This window comes from Cellulophaga sp., assembly GCF_039943695.1.
Lineage (GTDB): Bacteria > Bacteroidota > Bacteroidia > Flavobacteriales > Flavobacteriaceae > Cellulophaga.
Window position 1 is genome coordinate 1 of record NZ_JBDVAA010000057.1, and the last position, 13,194, is coordinate 13,194.

Below are 13,194 nucleotides of genomic sequence, written 5' to 3' on the forward strand. Positions count from 1 at the left end.
AGCAAAAGATTACAATTTCTTATTATACTGATTTAGAGCTTGTTTACAAAATGTAAAATACTGGTAAAAACTACTATCTTTGCAATTACAAATTTAGAACACAGATGAACTTAGATCTTATACCTCAAATAAAACACACAAAAAGCGACAATTTTTTCTTACTATCTGGCCCTTGTGCTATAGAAGGAGAAGATATGGCTTTGCGCATTGCAGAAAAAATAATTACAATTACAGATAAGTTAGAAATTCCTTATGTTTTTAAGGGAAGTTTTAAAAAAGCAAACCGTAGTAGAGTAGATTCTTTTACAGGTATTGGCGATGACAAAGCACTTAAAATTCTTAGAAAAGTTTCTGAAACCTTTAATGTTCCTACTGTTACAGATATTCATGAAGTATCTGATGCTGAAAAAGCTGCAGAATATGTAGATATCTTACAAATACCTGCTTTTTTAGTTAGACAAACAGATTTAGTTGTAGCTGCTGCAAATACAGGTAAAGTTGTGAATCTTAAAAAAGGACAATTTATGAGTCCAGAAAGTATGCAACACGCCGTTACTAAGGTTACAGATAGCAACAACCAGCAAGTTATGGTTACAGACCGTGGTACTATGTTTGGCTACCAAGATATGATTGTAGATTTTAGAGGCATACCAACTATGAAGCAATATGCACCTGTTGTATTAGATGTAACACACTCTTTACAACAGCCAAACCAATCTTCTGGTGTTACAGGTGGTAGACCAGATATGATAGAGACCATTGCTAGAGCTGGTATTGTAACTGGTGCAGATGGTATTTTTATGGAAACACATTTTGACCCAGCTAATGCTAAAAGTGATGGCGCAAATATGTTACACCTAGACCATTTAGAGCGCGTACTAACAAACCTTGTTGCTATTAGAAAAACTGTAAATAGTTTAAAATAGAACATCAATTCATCAATCAAAAAACCAATCAAACTTACCAAACCAATGTTTAAAAACATCGTATTATTTTGTATTGCTTTAATAAGCACTACACAACTTGTTGCGCAAGAAAGTTACACATTTGGACAATTATCTGATTTTGATAAAAACTTTACTGTTTACGAAAAAGATAGTACAGCTAATGCTGTTGTACTTTATGAAAAAGGGAATAATCAATTCTTAGTAATTGATAACAAAATTTTAATCGAAAAAAAATATTATGTAAAAATTAAAATTTTAAAAAAAGAAGGTCTTGGTAATGCTAATATTATTATACCATTTAAATCTACTGAAAAAATTTCTGAAATAGTTTTTGATATAAACGCAATTACTCACAATAAAGATTCTCAAAATAATCTATCTCAAAGTGATATCTACCGAGTTGGTATCGGACTAAATTTAGGTGCGGTAAAATTTGCTTTCCCTAATGTAAAAGTTGGTAGTATTATAGAGTATGAATATACTTTATTGTCTCCATTTATTTATAATTTTAAAGGATGGGAGTTTCAGAGTAATATTCCAAAAATATATAGTGAATTTAATGCTAAAATACCCGGAAACTATAAATATAACAGAAGTTTAATAGGTTTTTTAAAGTTAGATATTAACGAATCTAAAAAAGAAAAGAATTGTTTTAATGTTGGATTTGCTTATGCTGCAGAATGTGAAGTTTTAAAATATGCTATAAATGATATCCCAGCCTTTGATCTAGATGAAGAATTCACTCTATCACCTCTTAATTATCTTTCTAGAATAGATTTTGAATTAGCTTCTACCGTGAGTTTTAACATAGGTAAAGTTCATAATTACACAGCAAGTTGGGAAGATGTAGACAAAGAATTTAAAAAAGATAAAAACATAGGTAGGCAATTAACTAAAAAAGGTTTTTTTGAAAAAAATGTACCAGAATCACTATTAACAGAGGGTGACTCTTTAACCAGAGCTAAAAACATTTTTAATTTTGTTAAAGATAGGTTTACTTGGAATAACAAGTATGGTATTTATAGAAACATAAGGGTAAAAAGTGCTTTTGATAATAAAACGGGAAATATAGGTGAAATAAATATATCTTTAATAAACTTACTTAATAGCGCCGGTTTAAAAACAGATTTAGTACTACTATCTACCAGAAGTAATGGATTACCAAAAAAATCGCACCCAGTAATATCTGATTTTAATTATGTTATAGCCAAAACAGTAATTGGAGGTAAAACTTATTTACTAGATGCATCTGACAAGTTAATGCCATTTGGTATGCTACCTTACAGAGCATTAAACTACCAAGGTAGAGTAATGGATTTTAAAAACGATAGTTACTGGGAAACTATTACGCCAGAAGAAGATAATCAACTTTATGTTTTAGCTAACTTAGCATTAGATCCAGAAAGTCATAAAATTACAGGTTCCTACAATGAAATGAATAGTGGTTATTTAGCTATTGAAAGAAAAAAAGTTTTAAATAGTACTACAGAAGATGATTATTTAAACGATAAGGAAAAAGAGATTGGAGCTAGTGCGGAAATTGACGAATATAATTTAGTTGAAGAACAAAGCAATGAAAAACGTACTGTTGAAAATTTCTCATACACTAATAACACCATACTAGACCAAAATACATTATACATAAACCCGTTTTTAGTTAAGTCTTTTGGCTCTACTAACCCTTTTACTGCCGAAGAGCGTAAATATCCAGTAGATTTTGGATTTAAACGTACTTATACATATGCAGCCAAAATAACTATTCCAACAGAATATACCATTGAAGAAATACCAAAAAATATTAACTTATCTTTACCTAACAAAGGAGGCAGATTGCAAATGTTGGTCAACTCAAAATCTAACTTAATTACAGTATCTTTTAAATTAATAATAAATAAAGAACAGTACAGTCCCAATGAATATTTTTCATTAAAAGAATTATTTAAACAAGTAACTAATGCTCAAAACAATTCTTTAATCGTTTTAAAAAAAGCATAACTTAATGTTAATTCGATAAAAAAAATCATAAATATTTCAGATTTAACTAGTTATTTTCTTACAAATCCAATACTTTTATCTTTCAATCAAAAATTAGATAAAGGATGAAAATCATAAAATGTTTATTTGCATTAACACTTGTTGTGCTTAGTTTCTCTTGTAAAGAAAAATCTAAAGAAAATGGAGTTACTATTGGCTCTTTATACATTTCTAAAGCTACGTTAAAACCTGGTGACTCACTAGATCTTAAATACACAACAGACGCTAATGAAGAAGATATTAGTGCTTTTTATTATTACACTGTAGGCTCTAAAACCTACCCTGTAGATATTACGCTAAATAAAGCAGATAGTTTATACAAATCTACCATAGTTATACCAGACTCTGCTACTGCCGTAGCTCTAAACTTTAAGAATAAAAAAGAATTTGACACTAACAATGATAAGGGATATCTTTTTCCACTTACTACTTCTACCGGAGATACAATTCCAGGTGCAATAGCTGGTTTGGCTAATTACCAATTAAGGATGGGCAATAATCTTGGTTTAAAGGTTGATGAAAAGATTGCTTTTGAAAAGATAAAGTCAGACCTGCTTTCTAATAAAGATTTACAAAAAGACTGGGATATGGTTTTTCCTAGAACTTATATAGCTAAAGATAAAGCTGGTGCAAAAGACTACATTAATTCTAGAGTAGCTTATTACAACAGTAAAACAGATTTATCTGAATTAGAATATAAAAATCTAGTGTCTTTATACCAGACTATTGAGAAAAAAGAAAAAATAGATTCTCTACAAATTGTAATGGAAGAAAAGTTTCCTACAGGGACTATGGCGCAACAAAAAGCCTGGTCTACTTTTTATAATGAACAAGACTACGATAAAAAAAAGGAATTGTTTGAAGAGTTTAAAACTAAGTTTGGAGCAAAAAGCAGGTTAAAAGATGTTGTAGCTACAAGACTTGCATCAGCCGCTATAGAAAACGGAAAAAAAGAAGAGTATGCAGAAATTATGGATCAAGTATCTGATAAAAGTATGTTGCCAAGCGCATATAATACTCTTGCTTGGAACTATGCAGAGAAAGGTGAAAATTTAGAATTTGCGTCAGAAATATCTAAAAAATCTTTAGACATAACAAAGCATGCAATTAATAATCCGGTTGATAAGCCTGTTTACATTACAAAATCTCAGTACATAAATAATATGACAAGTACTTACAATATGTATGCAGACACTTATGCTTTAATTAAGTATAAACAAGGCGAAATTGCAGAAGCAATTGCATACCAAAAAGAAGCTGTTGCAGATGGAAAAGACCCACAATTAAATGAGCGTTATGTTATGTTTTTAAATTCTGATAAAAAACACGATGTTATTTTAAAAGAAGCTGCTTTATTTATTAAAGAAGGAAACACTACTGCTAAAATTAATGACTATTACAAACAAGCATATATAGCAAAAAATGGTTCTGAAGATGGTTTTACAGAAAATTTTGAGGCTCTAGAAAAAGTTGGTTATGACAAGTTGGTTGCTAAAACCAAAGAAGAAATGATTGATAAAAAGCCTAAAAACTTTAAATTAAAAAATACAAAAGGAGAAACCGTAGAACTTGCTGCTTTAAAAGGTAAAACAGTAATATTAGATTTTTGGGCTACATGGTGTGGACCTTGTAAAGCTTCTTTCCCAGGAATGCAACAGGCTGTAAATAAGTATAAAGATAATGACAATGTTGTTTTCTTATTTGTAGACACTATGGAAAGTGGAGATTTTGATACAAGAACCAAACTAGCAGGCGACTTTGTAAAAAATAACAACTACAGTTTTAATGTTGTAATAGACAATCCTGTAAAAGAAGGTAGTAGAGCTTACGAAGTAGCATCTAATTTTGAGGTTAATGGTATACCAACTAAGGTAATTATTGGCCCTGACGGAAATATAAAATTTGTATCTGTAGGCTATAGTGGTAGTACAGATAAATTAGTAAAAGAATTATCATTAAAGATTGACTTACTAAACTCGTAACCATTTACATTTAGTTATCAATAAGGCAACTCTAACCAGTTGCCTTTTCTTTTGCTTAGTTTTTAAAAGTAGATTTAGAACTTCTCGTTTCTAACAGCATAAGCATCACTTAAAACTGTTTCCAATACAGTGTTATTTACCTCATCTAAAGAAGTGTAGCGTAAAGATTTCATTTTTTTACGTCCATCAACAACCAGTAGCTCTGTATATTTTGTTAAATGTTGCCCGTTTTTAAAAACTAAGTCTACGTAGTTTTTATTACAGTTTAAATGACAAAACGGTTTGTCATCAATATAAAAATAAGGTAAACTATACTTAAATTTTAAGTCTACACTAGGCAGTGTACGAACTATAACTGCCTGTAAATGCATTAAAATAACTCTGTAATTTTCTGGTGCATTGTATATATACTCTTCTGCTGGTTTCATATTTTAAATATATAAATTTTAAAAAGGCTATTGCAAAATTGATTTATTTTAGTTTACTTTGTTTTTCAAAGTACTTTAAATATGGATTCTAAAAAATACTTAGACGACATTTCTGAGATTAAAAATATGATGAGCAAGTCGTCTCGTTTTATGTCTTTAAGCGGACTATCTGGAATATTAGCAGGTGTATATGCCTTAATTGGAGCATATTTGGCTCATAATATTATACGCCCTATTAAAACAGAACCTAGCGAATTAAAACGTTTTTTTATGACGTTTGGAGCATTAGATAGTTTACTCATAATTGCCTTGAGTGTTATGGTTTTAGCCTTAATTACAGGAACTATATTAACTTATTTTAAAGCCAAAAGAAGTGGTGAAAAAATGTGGGACGTATCTAGCAAACGTTTGCTACTAAACTTTTTATTACCGCTTGTAGTAGGCGGACTTTTCTGTTTGGTACTGATACAATACGAATACATAAAAATTGTAGCTCCTGCTACCCTTATTTTCTACGGGTTAGCCTGTGTTAATGCTAGTAAATATACCTTAGGCGGTGTACGTTATTTAGGTATTACAATAATTGCTATTGGTTTAATATCTACCCAATTTGTTGGTTATGGTTTGTATTTTTGGGCTTTAGGTTTTGGAGTTTGCCATATTTTATATGGATCTTTAATGTACTTTAAACACGACCGTAAGTAAATATGAGTATTATAAATAATATTAACAAAGCATTTGATCACCGTATTAGGCTAGGCATTATGTCTATTTTAATGGTGAATGATTATGCCGATTTTAATATGCTTAAAGAATTGCTAGGCGCTACAGATGGTAATATTGCAAGCCACACAAAAGCGTTAGAAAAAGTAGCATATATTAAAGTAGAAAAACAGTTTATAGGAAGAAAACCAAACACTAGATATTCTGCAACAAACTTAGGCAAGCTAGAGTTTAAAAAACATATTAACGCACTAGAAAAATTAATAGGAAAATAACAATTCTATTTTTTTGCTTTTTCACTTTGAAATACAAAGTACTTTAAATAAACAAATATGAGAGCATTACTGTTAGAAAAATTATATGATTGGAGTAAAATACCCTACCAAAAGTTTTTAAAGAAAAACAATGCTTGGAACATAAAAATTAGCACATTACTAAACTATCCTAAAGACACTTTAGGCAATGGTCTGGGACTTTTTATAACCAAACATAATTTTGAATTACAAGACAAATTAGAAAGTCATGATGTGTTTCATGTACTAACAAATACAGGTATTACAGTGCCAGAAGAAGTAAGTATGCAGTTTTATCTTATGGGTAATGGCAAACGCAGTTTGTATTTATACTCTGTTGTGTTTTTAGGACTACTACTCTACCCAGATTATTTTAAAACATTTAAAAAAGCATACTATAAAGGCAGCAAGGCATTACAATTTCATCAACTAGATTTTTTAAAAATGCTGCATTTACCAATACAAAAAATTAAAACAACCTTTTTAATATCATAAATATGAAACAGAAATTAATTTTATTTATAAAATCAAATTTTAGCTTATTAGCCGCAATAAGTTTTGCCTTTTTAATTTTAGCGGTACGTATAAAAATTACAGGTTCTTTATTTTTTACTTTTTTAGTGTGGAACTTATTTTTGGCTGGTTTACCCTATTTATTTTCTCAGCTATTAAAGTACCTAAACAATAGTAATGGTAATAAAATACTGCAATTAGGATTTTTTGCAATGTGGATGCTATTTTTACCTAATAGCCCATATATTATTACAGATTTAGTGCACTTGCAAAATGAAAACTCTATAATGGTATGGTTAGATTTGCTTCTAGTTTTTGTGTACGCAATTATTGGTCTATTACTTGGGTTATTTTCTATGATAGATGTTTACCATGTACTTAAAAGCAAATACAACACTAAAAACGCCAATTTTTTTATGATATACTTATGCCTACTTTGTGGCTACGGCATATACCTAGGTAGGTTTTTGCGTTTTAACTCTTGGGATTTATTTACCAAACCACAGGTACTATTGTACAATATTGCACACAGTTTAACCAATTACAACGTATGGGCAATGACTTTTGCTTTTGGTGGCTTGCTATATATTTTATTTTGGACGTTACAGTCTAAACTAATTATAAAAAAATAAGTTAATCTGTACCATCTACATAGTCTTGTAGATAAGAAAACCTATCGGTTAACTTGCCATCTTTTGTCATTCTAGCACGTTCTAACACTCCGTCTTTATCGTTATTAAAAAAGGCGGGGATAACGTGTTTTATAAAAGATTCTCCAAAACCTACGCTTGCATCTCTTGGCAACTCGCACGGTAAATTATCTACTGCCATAACTGCAATAGCGTTAGGATCTTTATAATCTGTTTCTTGCTCTGTGTTGGGGTTATACCCATATACAGGATCTGCAATAGTAGATGCTTTTATGGTAGATGCTACAGGACCATTAATATCACAACTAACGTCTGCAACTACTTTAATTTTAAAATTGGGTTGCTTGGCATCTTCTCTTGTAAACAAATATGGTGCTCCGTCTCCATAAAAATGACCCGCTATGTAAAAATCTGTTACTTTGGCAAACCTAAAAAAGTTAGATTTATATTCTGATGGATCTGTAAAAAACTCTTGTTTATTACTACGTTCACCATCTTTACGTGTGTTATAATCTAAAACGTCTATTTGGCAATATACTGGTATATTAAAATCATTTTTTAAGTATTCTTTTAAACTTACTTGTTCTAAGCCCATACCGTCTAACATTTCTTTAGCTCCGTTACCTACACGACCTTTACCTGTTAGTAGTATTTTTATATTGGGAAGTTTAATTTTTTTTAATTCTGATATTAATGCTGCTTGGTCTTTTAGGGTTTCGGCCTTTGGCAATGCAAATGTACCGTACTTTAGACCATAGGCTCTAAAACCATTGTAAGCGCCAACAATACCTGCGTACCTACCAAATGCAACTAAACGTGTTTTTTTAGTGCTTACAATAACCTCATGATCATAAAACTCTATGTTTTTGTCTAAAATTGCTTTTAGTAAGTTTCTGTTGTAAGGCTGCTTTTTGATGGTGTGCGAAAAGAAAAAATATTTTTTATTTGGTATTAATGAGTCTATTGGTACTTCTTTTACACCAATTAACACATCACAATTTTCCATTTCTTGCGTTACGGTTACATTATTATCTGTGTATTCTGAATCTTTATAAACCCTAATGTCTGACGGTTCTACCAATACTTGGGCTTGTGGGTAAGTAGTATTTACTTTTTTACAGGCTTGTGGTGATAGCACTACTCGACGGTCTGGCGGGTTTTTGCGTTCTTTAATAATTCCGAATTTCATAGAAAATTGTTTTGTAACTTAAACTTTAAGTATAGTTGTAAATGTAACATATGACAAGATGACAAGCAAAACTTTTTTTGGAATACTTTTTGAACTACCTTTGCCGACCGCGTTAGGGATAGTAGCGGCATCTTTTTTAAGTTCTTATTTTTTTAGAACTTAAAAAAATATAGCGAATAGCCCGTTAAAACGCCATAATAATTACTAAAAAATTGGGGCCGACTGGTTTTGACAGCGAGACTAATTGAACGGTAAGCACGTCGTGTAATGGCATTGAAACACGTTAAAGGCTAGACCAACTTTTTAAACGGCGAGAATAACTACGCTTTAGCTGCATAATCTGAATTATAGTAAGATTGGCCTAGGTACACAAGGTGTACAAGCTTTATGTCTCCGGAAAGCCTTTGTTGACGGCGTTCCATTTTGAGGCATCGTAAATGTCAATATAGATTAGGTAGCGCTTTGATGCCTTTTTGAAACTAAAGAAGATAAGTTATAAGTGGGTTGTCTTTAACCAGCTTATAAACGAAAACCCAAGAAAAGAATAAGCGTGTAGAAAGCTCTTTAATTACTTGTTTGGACGAGGGTTCGAATCCCTCCGGCTCCACAACAACAATTAGGTTGTAAAAACTTAAAAACCTGCTCATTTAATTGAGCAGGTTTTTTTATTTTAATAACTGTATTTTACTATTAACTAATAGGTTCGTTGTCTACTGTTGCTTCTAATACATTTTCTATTGCGTCTGGAATGTTCTCTAGAATATCATACCCTGTTAGCTGCTCTATATTGTCTACTGTAGTTAAAAACTGTGTCCAGTCTGTACTAATATATTGGTTGTTAGGTACATTAATGGCTATTACTCTGGTTGATGTTGTTACACGGTTTATGTCATTGGTGCCGTTTGGCAATATTAATGCTACTTTCCAAAAAGAATCTGGAACTGTTATTTCTCCGTTAGAAATTGTAGTAAAATAACCATTACTACCTATACCTCCAGTGCCTGTAACTCCTGCTATAATGTGTATCTCGTTTCCGTTTTGTATTAAGGTTCTTAAATAATTCTCGAAATTAGCCCATGACTTTCTGTTATTGTCTGGTGCTTGCGGTGCTATGTTTGTCATGTAATAAGTACTTTCATTAGAATCTGGATCTCCGTTTCTATCTGCTGACGGACAAATATGACCACGGTCAAAACCAGAATTTGTATAGTCGCTACTGGTTGCTTTAAAAAAACTACTTGGTAAATCTTGATCTGATTTAAAACAGTTACAACGTGTTGCTGTTCCTGTCCAAGCTGTGCTTAAATGCCAACTAACCCAATTTGGGGTTCCGTTACTATTGTTATATGACAATGCAAAATCTGGTTTAGACAAAAAATAGTTATTGGCTGTACTTGCTGCATTAGATGGGTTACCAAAAGTGATATTACTATCTATATCTGGATTTGTATTATTTAGTGGAGCAGCATCTATTTCTATATTATCTATATTAATTCTGCTACCACCACCAGATATTTTAAAAATTCCGTAGCGTACACTTGTGGTATCGTTAACCTGAAATGTAACTGTATTTAATGTGGTTGAGTTTGATGTAACTGTTGCTCCTACTAAGTACCAAGAGGCTCCATTATCATAAGACGCCATTAGCCTCCAGTCTGAAGCACCGTTGGTACCATAAACAGCGTGGCGTATACGAACAGTACTTGCGCCATTATCCATATTAAAATTCATTACAGCATAACCATTATTTCTAATGCGTATAGATTTACTACCATATTTTCTGTCGTTTGCTAATGAACCAATAAGCGCATCGTTTAAATACCATATACCAGAAGAAGGTATATTTACAGTATTGGCTGCGTAACTACCCTTAGAGGCAGACTCAAAGGTTTCCATAAAACTCTCTGTTTTTTGAGATTTAGAAACGTGCTTATGAGATCCGTGATTGTCTTGGTGATAACTTTTTACGTCTAGTTCTCCGTTTATAATTATTATTTGCGGATTGTTAGGCTCATAAACTTGACTAGAATCGTCTGTTGTACAGCTACTAATTAGTAATGATGCTAATACAACTACATAGGTAAACTTAAATTTTGAATGTTTCATTAAAGTAGGTTTTAAATGATTGGGACAACAAATGTAGTCATTTACCTACCTTAAATGTATTTTTACTTATAGTTTAACATTAATATTTTATCATCTTAACATTTAGCATAACACTACATATCAGACATTTACAACAAGAAAGAATTATATATAACTGGCAAACAAATTACACTTACCTATTTTTATTTATAAATTTAGTTGGATCTAAATAGCCTTTTTTAGTTTTTGAATATCCTGGGCCTACTGGTAAATTTATATCTTCTCTTACCTCTAAATGTAAGTGCGCTAAATATTGACCATCTGCATTGCCAATTGTTGCTATTTTTTGTCCTTTTTTAACAAACTCCCCTTTTTTAACTATAATAGTATTGCAGTGTGCGTATAAAGACTCTACTATTTTACCATCTGCTTTAAGGTGCCATACTCTTATTACTTTTCCCCAACCACCTCCTATATCTTCTGCAAAGTTTACATAGCCATTTGCTATGGAATAAATGGGATCTCCTAGGTCTGTGTTGCCACCAGTAACGGCATTCCAGTCGTCTCCTAAATGGTTATTTTCTCCAAATACTTGCGCATTGTAATACCCTTTTGCATTTGGTTTACCAACAGGGAAATTAAAATTAGTTGCTATATAGTCTGTTTTACTTTTAAATATATTTTTAACCTCTTGTTCTTTGCTTACTATAGGCACAACCTGCTCTTTTACTTGCTCTTGTTTTTGCTTGTTCTGTTCTTGTTTTTCTTGACCTTTAGAAAAAGTACAAGCAGCGCATAGTAGTAATAGTAGTGTGTATTTTAGAAGTCTATAATTTATCATATTAAATTAGCCAAGCGGTTCTTATAGGTTTAAATATTATTTTACATCCTTAGATTTTATTACCCCATTTATACTTTTATATTTTTTGTATGAGGTAATTTTTCCTGTATCATAAATATATTCATCATAATAATCTTGTGTAATATGATACACAAAATAATGTCCTTGAAACGGTTTATTATTTTTGTATTTACACGTCACAAATTTACCCGTAAACGGATTTAAACTTTTTTTTAGGGTAAGAACATCATTTACAAATGTATTTTCTGTTATTAATTCACCTTCATAAAATATGCTTTGTACTCCTTCTTTTTTTTTGTCCTTGTAATGGGTATGTGTAACTTGTAACCAACTCTTTTTAATATCTAATCCATTTATAGGTTCATTATCTTTATATATACCAAATCCTATTTTATTGCCCTTACTAGTGTACCAATACACGCTATCCTTTTCTTTACCATATACTGTTGTAGCTAAAGGGTAAAAATCGTTTGGTGACAAAAATTCTATTCTCTTGGCCGTTACACCATTTTTATACAAATATTTAACTGTTGCAGCCTTATATATACCATTGTATACATCGCCATTTTTATATTCGCTAGTATACTCTATTTCACCGTTTTTTAAATAAACCGTAGTTTTTCCTTCTAATATTCCGTTGATATAGTTAGCTGTATTTGTTTTTCTTCCTTTTATATCATAAAAGGTAATTTCACCTTCCATAACTTCTTTTTCTAGGTTAGAAAAATGACCGTTCATTTGTAGCACACCATTTATAAAATAGTCTTTTACGTGAAAAAGAGAATCGTTTTTTTTGGTTACAAGTCTATAAAATTCAGCTTTATCCTTGGTTGTTTGTTTCCAATTTTCATCAAAATAAATTTTTGATTGACTGTAAGTATTCTGAAAAAGAAACAAGCATACAAATACCATTACAATTTTTTTTAGACCTCTGGTTTTTACAGTGTTCATTATATTTTTTTAAAAAAAATTAAGTTGATAGCCCTTCTAAATTTGCCTCATCTATAAGTTTCACTAGCTCATACTTTTTTAGCAAAAAAATTAAATATTTCCCCATTTGTTTAGAACAGCTACTTTTATAGTTATTTTTATTTTGAACATCTTCTACATCTATATTTCCTGTAATTGAAGAAATACGTACTTGAGCTGCTATTTTACCTTTATAATACATTAGAAACACTAAATTGTAATGATGCAACAATGCTCTAGATTGATCGTATGATTCTGGCCTTTTCAGCTTTCTTATAAATATATCTTGGTCTTTTTTACTTAAAAAAGCATAACCTAATTCTTTTTTGTATTCCTTAACTTTTGTTCCTGGAGTAGACATTTCTTTAGACTGTATATTCCAAATTGAAAACTGAATACTATCTACTGCAACGGATATTAAATTTTGTTTAGGTTTATCTACTTGAGAAAAACAAACTGAAGAAATTAATAACAAACATAAAATTAGTATCTGTTTCATATTTTATAAATTAGTTAAAA

13 protein-coding genes and 1 other RNA gene are annotated in these 13,194 nt (G+C 30.9%); 8 read left to right on the plus strand and 6 right to left on the minus strand.

Annotation, left to right across the window (positions count from 1 at the left end; translation table 11 throughout):
• The first annotated feature begins 104 nt into the window (after positions 1–104).
• The 3 genes from kdsA (at position 105) to ABJD66_RS04125 (ending at position 4,963) form a co-directional block, all read left to right on the plus strand.
• Entirely contained in the window at positions 105–926 is an 822-nt protein-coding gene (gene kdsA, locus ABJD66_RS04115) for a 3-deoxy-8-phosphooctulonate synthase (protein ID WP_303541195.1), read from the plus strand.
• 45 nt (positions 927–971) lie between these two features.
• Entirely contained in the window at positions 972–2,942 is a 1,971-nt protein-coding gene (locus tag ABJD66_RS04120) for a DUF3858 domain-containing protein (RefSeq protein WP_348128549.1), read from the plus strand.
• A 104-nt stretch (positions 2,943–3,046) separates the two neighbouring features.
• The gene (locus ABJD66_RS04125; RefSeq protein ID WP_348128551.1) at positions 3,047–4,963 is read left to right on the plus strand and encodes a TlpA disulfide reductase family protein; all 1,917 of its coding nucleotides are present in this window, start codon (positions 3,047–3,049) and stop codon (positions 4,961–4,963) included.
• A 74-nt stretch (positions 4,964–5,037) separates the two neighbouring features.
• Here ABJD66_RS04125 and ABJD66_RS04130 read toward each other — a convergent pair whose 3' ends face one another.
• Positions 5,038–5,391, minus strand: coding sequence for a DUF1801 domain-containing protein (locus ABJD66_RS04130; RefSeq protein WP_100896622.1), 354 nt, complete (start codon positions 5,389–5,391; stop codon positions 5,038–5,040).
• A gap of 81 nt (positions 5,392–5,472) precedes the next feature.
• Here ABJD66_RS04130 and ABJD66_RS04135 point away from each other — a divergent pair, with 81 nt between their 5' ends.
• Genes ABJD66_RS04135 through ABJD66_RS04150 form a run of 4 tightly spaced genes read left to right on the plus strand, consistent with a single transcriptional unit; the run spans position 5,473 to position 7,552 of the window.
• Positions 5,473–6,096: a hypothetical protein gene (locus ABJD66_RS04135; RefSeq protein ID WP_348128556.1), complete on the plus strand. Its 624-nt coding sequence runs from the start codon at positions 5,473–5,475 to the stop codon at positions 6,094–6,096.
• A 2-nt stretch (positions 6,097–6,098) separates the two neighbouring features.
• Positions 6,099–6,389, plus strand: a complete 291-nt coding sequence (locus ABJD66_RS04140) for a transcriptional regulator (protein WP_100896624.1) — start codon at positions 6,099–6,101, stop codon at positions 6,387–6,389.
• A gap of 57 nt (positions 6,390–6,446) precedes the next feature.
• Positions 6,447–6,902, plus strand: coding sequence for a hypothetical protein (locus tag ABJD66_RS04145; RefSeq protein ID WP_303541183.1), 456 nt, complete (start codon positions 6,447–6,449; stop codon positions 6,900–6,902).
• A gap of 2 nt (positions 6,903–6,904) precedes the next feature.
• Positions 6,905–7,552: a DUF1361 domain-containing protein gene (locus tag ABJD66_RS04150; RefSeq protein ID WP_303541181.1), complete on the plus strand. Its 648-nt coding sequence runs from the start codon at positions 6,905–6,907 to the stop codon at positions 7,550–7,552.
• A gap of 1 nt (position 7,553) precedes the next feature.
• On the opposite strand, the gene ABJD66_RS04155 is transcribed toward ABJD66_RS04150, so the two are convergent.
• Positions 7,554–8,759 carry an NAD(P)-dependent oxidoreductase gene (locus tag ABJD66_RS04155; protein WP_348128562.1) on the minus strand — a complete coding sequence of 402 codons (1,206 nt, stop codon included), beginning with the start codon at positions 8,757–8,759 and terminating at the stop codon, positions 7,554–7,556.
• A 214-nt stretch (positions 8,760–8,973) separates the two neighbouring features.
• Here ABJD66_RS04155 and ssrA point away from each other — a divergent pair.
• Positions 8,974–9,369: a transfer-messenger RNA gene (gene ssrA, locus ABJD66_RS04160) on the plus strand.
• A gap of 80 nt (positions 9,370–9,449) precedes the next feature.
• Here ssrA and ABJD66_RS04165 read toward each other — a convergent pair.
• The 4 genes from ABJD66_RS04165 to ABJD66_RS04180 all read right to left on the minus strand — a co-directional run bounded on the left by ABJD66_RS04165 (position 9,450) and on the right by ABJD66_RS04180 (position 13,174).
• Complete coding sequence (locus tag ABJD66_RS04165) at positions 9,450–10,865, minus strand: DNA/RNA non-specific endonuclease (RefSeq protein WP_348128565.1); 1,416 nt, start codon at positions 10,863–10,865, stop codon at positions 9,450–9,452.
• 172 nt (positions 10,866–11,037) lie between these two features.
• Entirely contained in the window at positions 11,038–11,685 is a 648-nt protein-coding gene (locus ABJD66_RS04170) for a M23 family metallopeptidase (protein WP_348128568.1), read from the minus strand.
• A gap of 36 nt (positions 11,686–11,721) precedes the next feature.
• Positions 11,722–12,657 (minus strand): hypothetical protein, encoded by a 936-nt coding sequence (locus tag ABJD66_RS04175; protein ID WP_348128571.1) that lies wholly within the window; start codon positions 12,655–12,657, stop codon positions 11,722–11,724.
• Between the two features lie 19 nt (positions 12,658–12,676).
• Positions 12,677–13,174, minus strand: coding sequence for a hypothetical protein (locus ABJD66_RS04180; RefSeq protein ID WP_348128574.1), 498 nt, complete (start codon positions 13,172–13,174; stop codon positions 12,677–12,679).
• Positions 13,175–13,194 lie beyond the last annotated feature (20 nt).